Origin of the sequence: Paenibacillus mendelii, assembly GCF_024498075.1 — a bacterium.
Classification (GTDB): domain Bacteria; phylum Bacillota; class Bacilli; order Paenibacillales; family Paenibacillaceae; genus Paenibacillus_Z; species Paenibacillus_Z mendelii.
In genome coordinates this window covers 911,692-929,173 of record NZ_JANHOF010000001.1, presented here as the reverse complement: position 1 = coordinate 929,173, position 17,482 = coordinate 911,692, and the positions used below count along the sequence as shown (strand labels likewise).

The following is a 17,482-nucleotide window of genomic DNA, read 5'->3' as shown; positions in this document are numbered from 1 at the left end:
ACGTATGAATGAGGTGGGAATCAAGCGCATGCTTTCGAAGCTAGTTTTCCGCTCTGAAGGGAAGCCGGTTTGAGATGATGCAGAAAACTTTCAGGAGGAACTGCGGTGAATAATTATACCCTTAGCAATGGGCTGCGTGTAGTAGTCGAATATATCCCGACCTTCCGTTCGGTTGCGTTCGGTATTTGGGTCAAGACGGGTTCACGTAACGAAACGCCTGACAATAACGGGATTTCACATTTTATCGAGCATATGCTCTTCAAAGGAACCGCGCGCCGCTCGGCGAAGGATATCGCTGATTTGTTCGATGGGATCGGCGGCAACGTGAATGCCTTTACCGCGAAGGAATATACGTGTTATTTTGCAAAAGTGCTGGATCAGCATCTGCCTCTGGCCGTTGATGCTTTGTCCGATATGTTTTTTGAATCGCAATTTGACGCGGGCGAGCTTAGCAAAGAGAAGAATGTCATTCTGGAAGAGATTGCAATGTACGACGATACGCCGGATGACAAAGTGCATGATGAAGCGTCCCGGGCTGCGTACGGAGATCATTCGCTCGCCTATTCGATTCTCGGTTTGGAAGAGCGCCTCACATCGATGACCAGCGATACGCTTCGCGGCTATATGGCGGATCATTACCGGATTGACAACACGGTTATCAGCGTAGCCGGGAACGTGGAGGAGGGTCCTCTGCTCGAATTGCTGGAGCATCATTTTGGCGGATTCGCGAACTCCGGATCCGAACAGCCGATTTCGTCTCCAACCTTCAACGGAACCTATTTATTCCATAAGAAAAAGACAGAGCAGAATCATATTTGTCTATCATTCCCGGGCTGTTCCATCGCGGATCCGCAGCTTTATGCAATGATATTGTTAAATAATGCGGTTGGCGGCGGCATGAGTTCAAGGCTGTTCCAAGAAATTCGCGAGAAACGCGGCCTTGCGTATTCGGTTTATTCCTATCATACCTCCTATGCGGACAGCGGCTTGTTTACCATCTATGCGGGCACAGCGCCAAAGCAGACGAAGGATGTACTCGACCTGACGATGGAGATGCTGCATGAACTATCGGCGAAGGGGTTGTCGGATGTCGAGCTGCACCGTGGTAAAGAACAGCTGAAGGGCAGCCTTATTCTTAGCCTGGAAAGCACGAGCAGCCGGATGAATCGGCTTGGTAAGAACGAGCTGATGATCGGCCGTCATTATACGTTAGACGAAATGCTGGAGCGGATCGATTCGGTGACGATGAAAGATATTCAGGATGTGACCAAGCGTATGTTATCCGTGCCATTCGCAGTCGCGATGGTCGGCAGCAACGACAAAGCGGCATCCACATTGGGGAGGGACAGTCTTGTATCAAGTATCCTTTAAACGGCTGCCCGGTAATGAAGATATTCAGCTGCCGCGTCGAATGTCCGAGCTTGCAGCCGGATTCGATGTTCATGCGGCCGTCAACGAGCCTGTCTTGCTTGCGCCTGGAGAGCGGAAGCTCATTCCTACCGGCTTCGCCATGGCAATGCCTGCCGAGCTGGAGGCCCAGATCCGGCCCCGCAGCGGCCTGGCATTCAAGCATGGTATTACTTGCTTGAATACGCCGGGAACGATCGATGCCGATTACCGGGGGGAAGTGAAGGTGCTGCTCGTTAACCTAGGTCAGGAACCATTCACGATCGAGCGCGGTGAACGGATTGCACAGATGTTATTCCAGGTCGTGCCGAAAGTAACGATCGAAGAAGTGGATGAATTGCCGGACACCGTCCGCGGCGAAGGTGGATTCGGCCATACTGGCGTATAGAGAATGACGGCATAAGTGATACCAACCCGGGGCTAATTTGCTCCGGGTTTTTCATTGTCTTCAGATAGCGGAAGAGAAGCACCCATTGTGGGCGGTCGCATACTATGATCTATATCCAAGTGCGCAGACTGACAGCCGGGATAGCGGTGGGATGCCGTTAACGGTTGCAGTGGGAAAGGAGTGGTTCCCTGATGCTAACAGGGGTTCAGGTCGTGCTGCTCGGCGGAGATGCACGCCAGCTTGAAGTCATTCGCAAGCTGACCGAGCTAGACGCTTCAGTAGCGATAGCCGGCTTTGACCAATTGCATACACCGCTCGACGGTGCTGTGCGGGCAGATATGAACGAAGAGCTGGTAAAGATAGCAGATGCGTTAATCTTACCGGCCGTCGGTACGGATGAGGATGGCCGAATCATGACGGTGTTTAGCGACCAGGAGCTTATCTTAACCGAAGAGCTAGTAGCGCTGCTGCCTAAGCATTGTACGGTCTATGCAGGCATGGCAAAATCATATTTACGTGACATGTGCAGCAAACACGGGATCCGTCTGGTCGAGCTGTTCGACAGGGATGACGTGGCGATTTATAACTCGATTCCTACGGCTGAAGGCGCGGTCATGATGGCGATTCAGAACACGGATATTACCATTCATGGATCTTCCTGCATGGTCTTGGGGCTTGGACGAACAGGTCTCACACTAGCTGGAACGCTTCAGGGACTAGGTGCGAAGGTGAAGGTGGGAGTCAGGCGCGAAGAGCATTATGCAAGGGCATACGAAATGGGGTTTGAGCCCTTCTATATCAAGGAGCTATTGCAGAATGTGGGGAATATTGACTTGCTTTTTAATACAATTCCGACTATGATAGTCACAGCGCAAATTATTGCAAATTTGCCCTCACGAGCGGTCATTATCGACCTTGCTTCCAAGCCTGGCGGAACGGATTTCCGCTTTGCCGAGAAGCGGGGTATTAAAGCTTTGCTCGCCCCGGGTCTCCCAGGAATCGTCGCACCTAAAACCGCTGGACGCATCATTGCGGATTGTTTATGTCGGTTGATTACGGAAGAGACCAGTAAGCGGGGGAATGAGCAATGAAATGGCAAGGTAAAACGGTCGGTTATGCGCTGTCCGGCTCTCACTGCACGTTTGCAGAGGTAATGCCGGTCATTAAGCGCTTTGTGGATGAGGGTGCCAATGTGGTACCTATCGTCACCCAAACTTTATTGACGACGGATACAAGGTTTGGAACATCGGATGATTGGCAGCGTCAATTGAAGTCCATTACAGGCAATGATTTGATTTCTACGATCGTAGAAGCTGAGCCTCTGGGGCCTTCGAAGCTGTTGGACGTACTGGTTATAGCGCCTTGTACGGGGAATACGACCAGCAAGCTGGCGAACGCCGTAACGGATAGTCCGGTACTTATGGCGGCCAAGGCTCAGATGCGCAATCAGCGCCCGCTGGTGCTTGCGATATCGACCAATGATGGACTGGGCTTGAATGCAGCCAATATCGCCAAGCTGCTCGTGTGCAAGAACGTCTATTTCGTTCCCTTCGGCCAAGATAATCCGCAGCAGAAGCCCAATTCGCTCGTAGCGAAGATGGATCTGGTGCCCGAAGCCTGCGAAGCGGCATTGTTGGGCCAGCAGCTGCAGCCGCTTCTCATCGAACGTTCACATTCATAACGCGCTCATAGCTGCATGTATGCAATTGGAGCAATCCTTGACATAAGTTTCATTTTTGAGGGGAGACGACGACATGTCGAATCAGAAATTGTTTAACGTCGCAGTGGTAGGTGCGACAGGCGCAGTAGGAGAACAAATTATCGGTCTGCTCGAGAAACGGAACTTTCCGATCGGCGAACTAAAGCTGCTTTCGTCTGCACGCTCAGCCGGTACGAAAATCATGTTTAAGGGTCAGGAGCATACAGTAGAGGAAGCCACTCCGGATAGCTTCAATGGTATTGACATCGCGTTGTTCAGCGCAGGCGGGGATGTAAGCAAATCGCTTGCTCCGCACGCCATAGAGCGCGGTGCCGTATGTATCGATAACACGAATGCATTCCGTATGGATCCGAATACACCGCTGGTTGTGCCAGAGGTGAATATTGAGAAAGTAAGCGAACATAAGGGTCTTATCGCGAACCCGAACTGCTCTACGATTCAGATGGTTGCAGCATTGAAGCCGCTTCAAGATCGTTATGGCATCGCTCGTATTATCGTGTCGACCTATCAAGCGGTATCAGGTGCGGGCAGCCGTGCCATTGACGAGATGCTCCGCCAGACACGCGAGGCGCTGGAAGGTAATGATCTGAAACCGGATATCCTGCCTGTGGGCTCATTGCCGGTTAAGCATCAGATCGCGTTCAATGCGATTCCGCAGATCGATAAGTTCCACGAGAATGGATATACGCTGGAAGAGATGAAGATGGTTCGGGAAACGAAAAAAATTATGGGTGACGAATCCATAGACGTGACAGCGACTTGTGTTCGGATCCCGGTTGTTCACGGCCATTCGGAGTCTGTCTATGTGGAATTGAAAAACGATTACGACCTAGAAGACGTGAAAAAACTGCTGTCGGACGCACCGGGTATTGTTCTCGTTGACGACCCGGCGAACCAGTTGTACCCGCTGGCTACAGAAGCAGCCGGTAAACCGGATGTATTCGTCGGACGTCTGCGTCGCGATCTAGGATCAGATCGAGGCTTGAACATGTGGATCGTTTCGGACAATCTGCTTAAAGGCGCGGCATGGAATGCCGTTCAAATTGCAGAATACATGGCACACAATAAATAATAAATAAAGCAGCAGATTGTCAGGGCGGTAACGGTTCGGCAGTGTCTTACGGTCGAATACGGAGGTTTGATCATGCCCATCCTCGTTCAAAAGTTTGGCGGGACATCACTGTCGACCCAACAATCGCGACAATATGTGCTACGGCACATCGAAAGAGAACGGCAACGACATTATCAATTAGTCGTTGTCGTTTCCGCGATGGGTAGGCAGGGTGACCCGTATGCTACGGACACGCTCCTGACATTGGTCCGTGACGACGGGGGGTCTCTTCCCCCGAGGGAGCGGGATCTGCTGCTTGGCTGCGGAGAAATTATTTCCGCGGCCACTTTGTGCAGCGCCCTTCAATCCAAATCGATACCGGCTGTTGTCCTAACGGGCGGCGGGGCGGGCATCGTGACGGACAATCAATTCGGGCGCGCGCGAATATTGGAGATTCGGACCGAGAAGATGCTTCATTTTTTGGAAGAAGGCCAGGTCGTCATCGTAACCGGATTTCAGGGAATAACTGAAACCGGTGATATGACCACGCTCGGAAGAGGCGGCAGCGATACTTCCGCAACAGCACTTGGAGCCGCGCTTCGGGCAGAGCGGGTTGATATTTATACCGATGTGAATGGAATACTAACAGCGGATCCGCGCATTGTAGAGGATGCAAAGCCTTTATCTATAGTGGGATATGCAGAAATATGCAATATGGCGCGGCAAGGTGCGAAAGTGATACATCCGCGTGCGGTAGAGATCGCTCAACAAGCACGAATCCCGATCCGGGTCCGTTCGACCTTTTCCGACGATGAAGGCACTCTGGTCACGGATCTATTAAGCCCGGCGCAGGCTTCGGCGGTTAAGGATCGACCTGTGACCGGTGTAGCCCATGTGAGCGGGGTTACGCAGATTACGGTTCACGCTAGGGAAGGAAACACAGACGTTCAGCTTCAAGTGTTTCAAGCGATGGCGCGTCATCATATAAGTGTTGATTTTATTAATGTTACACCTGGCGGAGCGGTATACACCGTATTTGACCATGATGCTGTTCAGGCAGTTACGGTCCTGCAGGAGATTGGTTATGCGCCGATTGCTGTTAGCGGCTGCGCCAAAGTATCCGTTATTGGCGGCGGTATGAACGGTGTACCTGGTATCATGGCACGAATCGTAGAGGCATTGACGGAACAAGGGATACCGATTCTTCAATCTGCGGATTCCAACACCACGATTTGGGTGCTTGTCCGCGAGTCGGATATGGCTGGTGCTCTTCGTGCGCTGCACACCAAATTTTCGCTCCATGAATGATACGAATAGATGAAACACGCGGCATATTCCGCAACGATCGGTTCTATGCTACGACAACCGGCACGCGATAAATACCGCAACGAAATAGTTGCAGTGTAATAGGAGGAGCCATAATGGAATTCGGTAGACTGATCACCGCAATGGTAACACCGTTTGACGCGAGTGGTGCTATTGATTGGAATGCGACAGGAAGGCTTATCGATTATTTGATCGAAACACAACAAAGCGACAGTATTGTTATCTCCGGTACGACAGGCGAATCGCCGACGTTGAAGGATGAGGAGAAGGAAGCGTTATTTCGATTTGCCGTTAAACATGCTGACGGCCGCTGCAGGATCATCGCGGGAACGGGGAGCAATGATACCGCTCATTCGATACATCTGACCAAAATCGCCGGGGAATGCGGCGTTGATGGCGTGCTGCTCGTGGTGCCTTATTACAACAAACCGAGTCAAGAGGGCATCTACCAGCATTTCAAAGCGATAGCAGCGTCAACAGAGCTGCCTGTTATGCTGTATAACGTTCCATCGCGAACGGTAACGAGTATGTCAGCCGAAACCACATTGCGGCTTGCGGCGGTGGATAATATCGTTGCAACCAAAGAATGCGCTTCGACAGATCAAGTCACACAAATCGTAGCAGGTGCACCAGAGGGCTTCCGAGTTTACAGCGGAGACGACAGTGCAGCACTGCCGGTTCTGGCCGTCGGCGGTTATGGAATCGTGAGCGTAGCAAGCCATGTGATCGGCGCAGAGATGAAGCAAATGATAGAAGCTTATTTGAATGGCAGCGTTCAAGAGGCGGCATCGCTTCACGCAAAATGTCATCCTGTATTTAAAGGTTTGTTCGAGCTGCCGAATCCGGTGCCGAATCCTGTACTCGTCAAGGCAGCTTTGGAGCTGCGCGGGCTGCCTGTCGGCGGTGTCCGTCTACCGCTTGTCGGCGCAACGGAAGCCGAGCTGGCTGCGCTTCGCGACTTGCTCGCGTAAGCTTCCGAATTGCACCCCGCGAAAAACCGGTGCGCTTGCATCGGTTTTTCTTTTTGTAAACGCCTTTTTTCGCTTACTTGTGTTTCTTAATTTCAATCATGTATAATGTTCTCAAGAGACAGTGTGCGGCAAATTTTTGAAAAAGGGTAAGGTTTAGAGCGGTATCAAATCCGATAGGATTATAAAAAACGAATTTGTCCCCCATTTAAAGGGCGAAATTCCATAATATTTTGGAAAATTATAGGAGGTATAGATCCACTTGTCGAAAAAAAACAACCAGGATAAGTTGCTTATTTTTGCTTTGGGCGGCGTCGGTGAAATCGGGAAAAATATGTACGTCATTCAGCACGGGAACGATATCGTAGTCGTGGATGCAGGACTTAAATTCCCAGAGGAGGACATGCTGGGCATCGATATCGTTATTCCGGACATTACATACTTGACCGAGAACCGCGATAAAGTAAGAGGCATTCTCATTACGCATGGTCACGAAGACCATATCGGCGGATTGCCTTATGTATTGAAACATCTGAACGTTCCTGTATACGGAACGAAGCTCACCCTCGGCCTCATTGAAGGTAAATTGAAGGAAGCCGGGCTGCTCGGCGAAACCAAGCGCATTCTCATTAACGCGGATTCGGAAGTGCAATTGGGCACGATTCGGGCATCGTTCTTCAGAACGAATCACAGTATTCCGGATTCCGTCGGCGTTTGCTTAGAAACCCCTGAAGGCATCGTTGTTCATACCGGTGACTTCAAGTTCGACCACACCCCGGTTAATAACCAATATGCTGATCTTCAGCGTATGGCAGATATCGGCAGAAGAGGGGTGCTTGCCCTACTTTCCGATAGTACGAATGCAGAACGCGCAGGCTTTACGCCTTCTGAGAGCAATATCGGGACGGAGCTGGAAGATATCTTCCGGAAGGCGACACAACGCGTCGTAGTGGCGACGTTCGCCTCGAACGTGCACCGTATCCAACAAGTAATCAACGCTGCCATGGCTACGCGCCGTAAAATCGCCGTCGTTGGACGCAGTATGGTTAATGTGGTTACAATTGCCTCGGAGCTCGGCTATTTGAATATCCCTGAAGGGATGCTGATCGAGCCGGAGGAAATTAACAAGATGGCAGCTGACCGTGTCGTGGTCCTGTCAACAGGCAGCCAAGGCGAGCCGATGTCCGCTCTGACGCGCATGGCCCGTTCGACCCACCGGAAAGTCGATATCTTGCCGGGTGATACCGTCATTATCGCGGCTACACCTATCCCAGGCAATGAACGCTATGTTGGACGCACGGTTGATGAGCTGTTCCGATTAGGCGCGAATGTCATCTATGGTCCAGGCTCTGTGTCGGGCGTACACGTATCCGGCCATGGCAGTCAAGAAGAGCTCAAGCTGATGCTTAATCTAATTCGTCCCAAATACTTCATCCCAATTCATGGTGAATACCGGATGCTTCGTCAGCACTCGCTGCTCGGAGAGGCGGTTGGCGTCGAGAAAGAAAATATCTTCCTGCTCGATAACGGGGATACGGTAGAATTTCAGAATGGCGTTGGACGCAAGGGCAATAAAGTGCCTGCAGGAAATGTCCTTATTGATGGACTGGGAGTTGGCGATGTCGGTAATATCGTACTCCGCGACCGCAAGCTTCTCTCGCAAGACGGCATCTTAGTCGTCGTCGTCACATTAAGCAAGCAGGATGGAACGATCTTGTCAGGGCCTGACATCATTTCTCGTGGATTCGTCTATGTGCGTGAATCCGAAGGCCTATTGGAAGAAGCGAACCGCATCGTATCGTCGACGCTTCAGAAACTTATGAATGACAAAGTGAATGAATGGGCATCGTTGAAGACGAATGTGAAGGATGCGCTCGGCCGTTTCTTGTACGAGCAGACACGTCGCCGTCCAATGATTCTGCCAATCATTATGGAAGTATAGATAACGCGAATGCGTAAACAGACGGTTTTCTCCACACCCAACCAATGGGCTGAGAGGAAACCGTCTTTTGCATTGCTTACTTTTGCATAAATCCATTTCTCCACTCCATACTATGCAGAGCTGGGACTACAGGTCATAACGTCAAAGAAACCAGACAATCTGTGAGGAGGGCAAGAGTATGCAAGAGGACTTACAATTTACGGAAGATACAGAACAGCCGGATCCGGGCATCGAACGGAAGCCGGTCAATACGGTCGTGGAGACGATCCAGCAGTTGGGACAAACGACCACGCCTGCGGCGGAATCAAACATATTTTGTATGACGATTATCGGTCAGGTGGAAGGGCATATTGTCCTGCCTCCGCAGAACAAAACGACAAAGTATGAACACATCATTCCCCAGCTGGTGGCAGCTGAGCAAAATTCGAAGATTGAAGGGATCATCATCGTCTTGAATACAGTTGGCGGCGATGTAGAAGCAGGATTGGCGATTGCGGAGATGATCTCCTCATTGAGTAAACCGACAGTAACGCTTGTGCTCGGCGGCGGACATTCCATCGGCGTGCCCATCGCGGTAGCGGGCGTTAAATCCTTCATAGCGGCGACCGCCACAATGACGATTCATCCGATCCGAATGAATGGACTTGTTATTGGAGTTCCGCAAACGTTTGAATACTTGGAGAAAATGCAGGAGCGTGTGGTGCGGTTTGTCACGTCTCATTCCAATGTGACCGAGGAGCGGTTTAAAGAGCTAATGTTCAAAACCGGGGAGCTCACCCGAGATATCGGAACAACCGTTATAGGTGGCGATGCGGTGAAAGATGGATTGATTGATGCCGTAGGCGGGATTGGGGATGCGCTTCGCGAGCTGAATCGATTTGTCGAAGAGAGCAAACGGGCTAGAACGGTGGTATTGCCTCAATGATGTTATACACAAGTGTTCCTCTAGAGGTCGTGTTGAATGGGTTGAATGAACAGCCCGGTCCGTTCGTGGACATCGCAATCGGAGGCATTCGGATGCAGGTTGAGCCGTTATCGCCGGGGATCGGACGCATCGTCCGGTTATTGGAATGTCCGCTGGATGCGTATCTCCACCCAGGTTATACACCTGGAACGGTCATCGCTTACGGCGCCCAAGACTCTTAATTCGAGCATTCGTGCAATAGGAACATTTGTCCAACCTATGGTATAATGACAACCAGAGGTGACGATTTTGGCGAAACGAAAAAAGAAAAGAAAAAGCTCGCTCGGCGCGAATTTAAAATATGAAGTTTATGGCATTCTGCTCATCACACTTTCGGTTATTGCGCTTTCCGGAGAAGCGACGGTCGGACGCTCGTTATCGAAGCTGTTCGGTCTCGCGCTCGGGAAGTTTTACTTTGTCCTCGCACTGGTCGGCATTTATGTCGGCCTTGCGGTCATGATTAAACGGACGTGGCCCTCAGGGTGGTCCAACCGTAAATCCGGTTTCCTTCTGTTGGTGCTCGCACTGACCTTGTACAGCTCCATAGCAGTCATGGACAAGAAGACAGAACCGACCGGTGGACTGGATGCCAGTTATATTCTGCAGGAGCTGGGCAGCGACATACGGGAAACCTTGCTTAGTCCGGCTCCGACACCCGGAAGTGTCGAGCAGGTGGCAGGTAAGCCGGTCAGCGGCGGGTATATAGGGGCATTCCAGTACACCCTCTTGTACTTATTGTTCGGTTATTTCGGCTCCAAATTCGTAATGATCGTCATGTTCGCGATTTCGTTTATGCTCATGACAGGCAAATCATATGTAGAGCTAGCTGGTACACTTAAAAGACGCGGTGGACGTCTTCTATCGCTGCTGCATGCCAGGATGACCGCCGGTTCCCGCAGATCTCTTGCAGCGTCTTCGGCCGTCAAGGCAGTCAGCAAGAGCAGCGGACGGCCGATCGTGAACGATGACCGCCTTCTGGATGATGATGACGAGGATTACGAGCAGCCGTCTAAACCGCGTACAAAGGCAAAAAAATTGCCCTTTTTCTCGTGGTTTAACGATGCCGCGGTGCAGGAAGGGCATCCTTCGTCCAGGGACGGAGAATGGTTATTGGATGACGATGAGCAGCTGCCCGCACAAACCGGCAAGGATAAGCGCCGCAGCAATCAATGGATTGAGGATGAAGAGGCCGGCGAGGACGATTGGCGGGCATATCCTGCCGTCGAAGAAGTCGGTGCCGTCAACCCTGGCTCTGAGAGAGAGCGCTTGCCGTGGGAAGAGGAAGAGCCGTCGGAAGTGCCTCCAATCAGGGAAGAAGGCAGCTTACCGGATTCGGACGACGATGACTACATAGATATGCCACCCAAGCAGGTAATGAAGGATGAACAAGAAAACGAATTGGACAAGCCTGCGGCCTCTACAGCGATAACAAGTCCTGCATTCGAACAAGCGGATGGGGATGCAGCAGCCTCGTCGTCGCCAATAGCCAGTCAGCTGGCTGAAGTCAAGCCGTACCAGCTGCCTCCGATGAGCTTATTGGCGAAACCGGTGAGTTCCGGAAAGTCGGGCGATGGCGCAGATGCTGTCGATTCCAGAAGGAAGCTGGAAGCAACGCTGGAAAGCTTCGGCGTTCGTGCAAAGGTGCTTGATGTTGTGCGCGGTCCGGCCGTTACGCGCTATGAGGTTCAGCCGGCAACGGGCGTGAAAGTAAGCCGAATCGTGGGGCTAACCGACGATATCGCGCTTGCGCTTGCCGCCAAAGATATTCGTATGGAAGCGCCTATACCAGGGAAATCAGCGATAGGTATTGAGGTGCCGAATACGGAGGTGTCCATGGTTACGATGCGGGAAGTCATGGAGACGCCGTCCTTTTTAAATGCGACATCGAAAGTATCTATCGCTTTCGGCCGTGATATCTCTGGCCAGACCATCGTTGGGAATCTGGCTAGAATGCCCCACTTGCTCGTGGCAGGTGCGACCGGATCCGGTAAATCGGTCTGTATTAACGGAATTATTACGAGCATTCTGTACAAAGCGCGGCCGGATGAAGTGAAGTTTCTCATGATCGACCCGAAGATGGTCGAGCTGAACGTATATAATGGGATTCCCCATTTGCTCGCACCGGTCGTAACGGATCCGAAGCGCGCTTCGCTTGCCCTCAAGAAAATCGTGGTCGAAATGGAAAAACGCTATGAGCTGTTCTCGAAATCGGGAACCCGAAATATTGAAGGGTATAATACACTGGTGGCCGATAACCCGGCGGCGGTATTGCCGTTTATCGTCGTTATCGTGGATGAGCTGGCCGATCTCATGATGGTGGCTGCCAACGATGTCGAGGATGCGATCTGCCGCCTCGCCCAGATGGCCCGCGCCGCAGGTATCCATCTGATTATTGCGACACAGCGCCCTTCAGTGGATGTTATTACGGGTGTAATCAAAGCCAACATTCCGTCCCGGATCGCTTTTGGTGTATCCTCGCAAGTGGATTCTCGTACTATTCTGGATTCGGCGGGTGCCGAAAAATTGCTTGGCCGCGGAGATATGCTCTTCTTGCCTGTAGGCATGTCTAAGCCGATCCGTGTGCAAGGAGCCTTCCTCTCCGATCACGAGGTGGAAGCTGTCGTAGCATTCTCCCGGGGGCAGGGGGAGGCGGAATATAAGGAAGATCTCGTTCCGGAGTTGGACGAGGCGAGCGACGAGGAGCACGAGATGCAAGACGAGCTCTTCGAGCAGGCCGTCCGCATCGTGCTTGAAGCCAAGCAGGCCTCTGTTTCGCTGCTCCAGCGCCGGATGAGAATCGGCTATAATCGCGCAGCCCGGCTTATCGATCAGATGGAGGCACGAAGCATCATCGGTCCATATGAAGGGAGTAAGCCTCGCGAGGTTCTCCTGACTGTCGATCAATATGATGCCGGAAAGATTAGCTCTTAAGGCAAATTCGTGCATAGAAGGCAGCTTCGTTTCTCATACTAGGTTTAAGCTTGCTTGCTCCCTTAAGAATCCACATGCAGGAGAAAGGCAGATCCTAAGGATGAGAAAACGATTAATTGCGGTGACTCTCGTCATCGTCCTTCTGTTGTTCGGCGCATTCACGCTGAAGCATGCGGGCGGGGGCCAATCGGCCGAAACGTTCAGCAATGCAACCTTAAAAGTCGGCTCTTCCGGTAAAGACATTCTTGAGCTCCAAGGTCGTTTGAAGTATCTCGGCTATTTCAATGGTAAAGTCGATGGCCAATATGGCTGGGCTACATTGAACGCAGTCAAATGGTTTCAATGGAAATTTGGTATGAAAGCAGACGGCATCGTCGGAGCGAAGACCAAACTCAAGCTCTGGGAAGCAACCAAGCAATGGCGGCCAACTGGTGATGAGACCACTCCTAACCCAGGAGGAACAGGCAATGCAGGGAAACCTGCTAAAGAACCAACTGGGAATACGTCAAACTTGCCAAAGTCAAACAAGCTTGGTTTATCCGCGAACGACTTGAAGATTATGGCAAACGCCGTGTACGGGGAAGCCCGCGGCGAACCGTATGAAGGTCAGGTTGCCGTTGCAGCGGTCATCCTTAACCGGTTGAAATCACCGAGCTTTCCGAACTCGATTTCGGGTGTTATATTCCAACCGGGTGCATTCACGGCGGTAGCCGACGGTCAGATTTGGTTAACGCCCAATGAGAAGGCAAGCCGGGCGGTTCAAGATGCCATCAACGGCTGGGACCCTAGTGGCGGCTGCGAGTATTACTTTAATCCGGTAACGGCAACCTCCAAATGGATTTGGACGCGTCCACAGGTCAAGACGATCGGCAAACATATTTTTTGCATGTAGCCGCCGCAACCGAAGCAACCCGCTGCTGAGCGGGTTGCTTCTTCCATTTCCAATCGGGTAGAATGGAATAGACTAAAGCCTATTGGAATAGATTTACTTTATAAACTTGAGCGGAAGGGGAAGCCAAACGTGATCAAATCCCGATTCGAACGAGGACAGCTAAACCGCATTCGGCTGCATGTCATGCCAACTAAACGGTTTAAGACGTTTTCTATTTCATTGTTTGCAGGCTTGCCGCTTGCCGAAGATACGGTGACACCGGTTGCCCTGATTCCGTTCGTCCTGCGCCGCGGAACGGCATCGACACCAGAGACGATCGCTTTTCGTGAACGATTGGATGAATTGTATGGAGCAGGCTTTGGGTTCGACGTGTACAAACGAGGCGATTCGCAAATTATTCAGTTTCGTATGGATGTCATTAACGACCGGTTTGTTTCATTCGATAAGCCGCTGCTCGCGGAGTCTCTGAAGCTGCTGGGCGAAGTATTGACGGATCCCGCAACAGAGAGCGGGAAGCTTCGCAGCAAATATGTGAATGCAGAGAAAGAAACGCTTCGCAAAAGAATGGAAGCGATTATTAACGATAAAATCCGCTATGCTGCGGAACGATGCATCGAAGTCATGTGTCAAGGCGATCCTTACCGTCTGCATGCGCTCGGTCAACGTGCTGATATTCCGGCCATAACGGCTGAATCCTTAACGGCCATGTACCGCAAATGGCTGTCAGAAGCGGCATTTGACCTGTACGTAGTCGGTGACACGACGCTGGAAGAGGTACAAGCGCTTGTGTCTGATGCCTTCCGGATCGGAGAAGGGCAATCCGCCTCTTATGTCATGCCTTCTGTCTCGAAACCTGTTAACGAAGTTCGAACCGTTGTGGAACGTATGGATGTGAATCAAGGGAAGCTGAATATGGGGCTTCGCGTACATACGGCTTACGCGGATGACGATTACCCGGCAGCTCTTCTGTATAACGGCATACTGGGCGGCTATCCGCATTCTAAGCTGTTCCTGAATGTTCGCGAGAAGGCAAGCCTGGCCTATTATGCGGCCTCTAGATTGGATGGTCATAAGGGCATTTGTACCATTCAGTCGGGTATTGAAATAGCCAATTATGAGCGTGCGACGGCTATTATTCAAGAGCAGCTGGAAAGTATGCGTTCCGGCCAATATAGCGATTTGGAATTGAATCAGACGAAAGCCATGATCGCGAATCATTTGCGGGAGCTGCAGGACTCGGCAAACGAGATGATCGCTTATGATTTTAACACGGTGCTATCAGGCAAGGAACGGTCAGCCGATGAGCTGCTTCGGCAGGTTCAAGCGGTCAGTGCCGAGCAAATCGCGGCTATCGCCCGCAAGACCGAACTGGATACGATCTATTTCCTGCGTGACGGGAAGGAGGAGTGACCGATGGAAACCTTAACGTACCCTGGCGTACAAGAAACATTGTATCGCGAAATCATGTCGAACGGTCTTGAAGTCGTCGTGCTTCCTAAGGAAGGCTTCAGCAAGACTTATGCGACGTTCGCAACCCGTTATGGCTCCATCGATAACCGGTTTGCGGTCGGCGATCAAGCTCCGTTGTCGGTACCGGACGGAATTGCCCATTTCCTCGAACACAAAATGTTCGAAGAGCCGACTGGCGATATTTTCGCAACGTTCGCCTCGCAAGGGGCGTCTGCTAATGCCTATACCAGCTTTGACCGGACCGTTTATTTGTTTTCGGCCACGGAGCAGATTGATGCCAATCTGGAAACACTGATCGATTTTGTCCAGCATCCCTATTTCACGGACGAGAATGTGGAGAAGGAGAAGGGGATCATCGAGCAGGAAATTAACATGTACCGCGACAATGCCGATTGGCGGGTTTATTATGGATTGATTGATGCTTTATACCATGTGCATCCGATCCACATCGATATTGCCGGTACTGCAGATTCGATTCGTCAGATCGACAAAGAAACGCTTTACCGGTGCTACGAAACCTTCTATCACCCCTCTAACATGTTCTTGTTTGTTGTAGGAGGCGTACAGCCTGAGAAGGTATTCGAGCTTGTACGGAACAATCAAGCCCGTAAAACCTTCGAAGAGCAGGGAAAGATAAACCGATTCTTTGATGAGGAACCGGCCTCGGTCAAGCAGCAGCGAAAAACAGCCGTTCTTCCCGTCTCCTTGCCCAAATGTTTATTCGGCTTCAAAGAAGAATTGCCGAAGCTATCGCCGGAAGAGCTGCTTCGCACAGAAATTACGACGAAGCTGATGCTGGATACGCTGCTGGGATCGAGCTCTCCTATTTATCATGAGCTGTACGATGATAATTTGATCTCGGATTCGTTCGGCCATGAATTCAACAGCAGTCCGGACTACGCATTCTCAATCATTGGCGGTGAGACGCGCAATCCCGATGAGCTGCTCGGCAGGGTGCGTGCGGCCATCGAAGCCGCTAAGGAAAGCGGTTTGAATGAACAGTCCTTTGAGCGGACGAGACGCAAACGAATCGGTGGATACCTCCGGCTGCTTAATTCTCCAGAAGCGATTGCCGGCGAGTTTACACGCTATCGATTTAGAGGTGCTGATCTGTTTCAATTAGTGCCGATTTTTGAAGATATTACGCTTGCGGAAGCGAATAAACGGCTTCGGGAACATTTTAATTGGGATCGTATGGCCGTTTCGATCGTCGCAAAAGATCCGATTTGAAAACACTGAAAGAGATGACGGTGCTCGTGACCGGGGGAAGCCGCGGAATTGGGGCGGCGATCGCGCGCCGCTTTGCCGCGGAGAGCATGAATGTCGTCATCCATTATATGAAATCTCACGAAGCAGCTAATGAGACGGCACGCAGTTGTATGAAGCTGGGTGCTAACGTCATGACCGTAACAGCGGATATCAGGTCCAAAGAGCAGCTGCTTCGTATGCGCGAGAAATTGGAGCAGCACGGGATGGTTCCGGATATCATCGTGAACAATGCGGGAATCGCCCATTACGGCATGCTTGCAGATGTAACCGAAGAGGATTGGGAAGATGTCATGTCCGTCAATTTGAAGGGTATGTTTCTATGCACCCAGATATTTATGCCACAGATGATCGCGCAGCGATACGGACGCATCATTAATGTTTCTTCCATCTGGGGAATGTCCGGCGCCTCCTGCGAGGTGCTATATTCCACAACCAAAGGCGGCATGAATGCCTTCACGAAGGCACTTGCCAAGGAACTCGCTCCTTCGGGCGTAACGGTTAACGCCGTTGCGCCGGGAGCGGTTGATACCGTCATGCTGGACAACCTGGACGCGGATGAGAAGACGGCATTGGAATCCGAGATCCCGGTCGGCCGGTTCGCGCAGCCGGATGAAATTGCTTCACTCGTGTATTTCCTGTCGCTCCCGGAGTCCGCCTACATAACCGGCCAGATCATTAGTCCCAATGGCGGATGGCTCACCTGATGGAGGCCGAAGGGACCGTTGAAACTTTTTAGGACGGTGTGTCGTCGAATAAGAAAAGCCTATTGCGTGCACAATACGACTGTTGCCGAGAACGGTCAACATGCAAAAGGAGGCCATACACAATGTCAACCGTCCTTACTAATTTCGAAACATGGAAACACTTTTTGGCTGAGCGGGTAGGCCAAGCGAAAAAAATGGGCTTAAGTGAAGACACGATTTCCAATCTTGCCTTTGAAATTGGCTCCTTCTTAGATGAGAAGGTAGATCCCAAGAATGAGCAGGAACGCGTGCTCAAGGATATTTGGGATGTCGGTGACGAGGAAGAACGGAAAACAATCGCCAGGCTGATGGTCAAGCTTGTCAAGTAAATCGTAGCTCTCTTTGCGAAAAGCCTCCCAATTGGAGGCTTTTCTGCAATGTTTTCCTGAAGTACGTTGCAGGAAAATGACG

Annotated in this window: 16 protein-coding genes; all 16 read left to right on the top strand. The window is 51.3% G+C overall.

Annotation, left to right across the window (positions count from 1 at the left end):
* Positions 1-105 precede the first annotated feature (105 nt).
* On the top strand, positions 106-1,371 hold the full coding sequence (locus tag NNL21_RS04010) for a M16 family metallopeptidase (protein ID WP_204816138.1): 1,266 nt from the start codon (positions 106-108) through the stop codon (positions 1,369-1,371).
* Positions 1,352-1,795 (top strand): dUTP diphosphatase, encoded by a 444-nt coding sequence (gene dut, locus NNL21_RS04005; RefSeq protein WP_204816137.1) that lies wholly within the window; start codon positions 1,352-1,354, stop codon positions 1,793-1,795. The genes NNL21_RS04010 and dut overlap by 20 nt, the downstream gene beginning before the upstream one ends.
* Positions 1,796-1,986: 191 nt before the next feature.
* The gene (dpsA, locus tag NNL21_RS04000) at positions 1,987-2,886 is read left to right on the top strand and encodes a dipicolinate synthase subunit DpsA (protein WP_204816136.1); all 900 of its coding nucleotides are present in this window, start codon (positions 1,987-1,989) and stop codon (positions 2,884-2,886) included.
* Entirely contained in the window at positions 2,883-3,476 is a 594-nt protein-coding gene (locus tag NNL21_RS03995) for a dipicolinate synthase subunit B (protein ID WP_204816135.1), read from the top strand. The genes dpsA and NNL21_RS03995 overlap by 4 nt, the downstream gene beginning before the upstream one ends.
* Before the next feature lie 73 nt (positions 3,477-3,549).
* Positions 3,550-4,587, top strand: a complete 1,038-nt coding sequence (locus tag NNL21_RS03990; protein WP_204816134.1) for an aspartate-semialdehyde dehydrogenase — start codon at positions 3,550-3,552, stop codon at positions 4,585-4,587.
* 72 nt (positions 4,588-4,659) lie between these two features.
* Entirely contained in the window at positions 4,660-5,874 is a 1,215-nt protein-coding gene (dapG, locus tag NNL21_RS03985) for an aspartate kinase (protein ID WP_204816133.1), read from the top strand.
* Between the two features lie 113 nt (positions 5,875-5,987).
* A complete protein-coding gene (gene dapA, locus NNL21_RS03980; RefSeq protein WP_204816132.1) occupies positions 5,988-6,863 on the top strand; it encodes a 4-hydroxy-tetrahydrodipicolinate synthase in 876 nt (291 codons plus the stop codon).
* A gap of 259 nt (positions 6,864-7,122) precedes the next feature.
* Positions 7,123-8,802: a ribonuclease J gene (locus NNL21_RS03975; protein WP_204816131.1), complete on the top strand. Its 1,680-nt coding sequence runs from the start codon at positions 7,123-7,125 to the stop codon at positions 8,800-8,802.
* Between the two features lie 178 nt (positions 8,803-8,980).
* Positions 8,981-9,727, top strand: a complete 747-nt coding sequence (locus tag NNL21_RS03970; protein WP_204816130.1) for a ClpP family protease — start codon at positions 8,981-8,983, stop codon at positions 9,725-9,727.
* A complete protein-coding gene (locus NNL21_RS03965) occupies positions 9,724-9,948 on the top strand; it encodes a YlzJ-like family protein (protein ID WP_204816129.1) in 225 nt (74 codons plus the stop codon). The genes NNL21_RS03970 and NNL21_RS03965 overlap by 4 nt, the downstream gene beginning before the upstream one ends.
* A gap of 67 nt (positions 9,949-10,015) precedes the next feature.
* Positions 10,016-12,697 (top strand): FtsK/SpoIIIE family DNA translocase, encoded by a 2,682-nt coding sequence (locus NNL21_RS03960; RefSeq protein ID WP_256555043.1) that lies wholly within the window; start codon positions 10,016-10,018, stop codon positions 12,695-12,697.
* Positions 12,698-12,797: 100 nt separating this feature from the next.
* Positions 12,798-13,589: a spore cortex-lytic enzyme gene (sleB, locus tag NNL21_RS03955; protein WP_204816128.1), complete on the top strand. Its 792-nt coding sequence runs from the start codon at positions 12,798-12,800 to the stop codon at positions 13,587-13,589.
* A gap of 129 nt (positions 13,590-13,718) precedes the next feature.
* Positions 13,719-14,999 (top strand): EF-P 5-aminopentanol modification-associated protein YfmF, encoded by a 1,281-nt coding sequence (yfmF, locus tag NNL21_RS03950; protein WP_256555042.1) that lies wholly within the window; start codon positions 13,719-13,721, stop codon positions 14,997-14,999.
* Between the two features lie 3 nt (positions 15,000-15,002).
* Complete coding sequence (gene yfmH, locus NNL21_RS03945) at positions 15,003-16,289, top strand: EF-P 5-aminopentanol modification-associated protein YfmH (protein WP_204816127.1); 1,287 nt, start codon at positions 15,003-15,005, stop codon at positions 16,287-16,289.
* A 14-nt stretch (positions 16,290-16,303) separates the two neighbouring features.
* Positions 16,304-17,032: an elongation factor P 5-aminopentanone reductase gene (gene ymfI, locus NNL21_RS03940; RefSeq protein WP_204816759.1), complete on the top strand. Its 729-nt coding sequence runs from the start codon at positions 16,304-16,306 to the stop codon at positions 17,030-17,032.
* 122 nt (positions 17,033-17,154) lie between these two features.
* A complete protein-coding gene (locus NNL21_RS03935; protein ID WP_204816126.1) occupies positions 17,155-17,400 on the top strand; it encodes a DUF3243 domain-containing protein in 246 nt (81 codons plus the stop codon).
* Positions 17,401-17,482 lie beyond the last annotated feature (82 nt).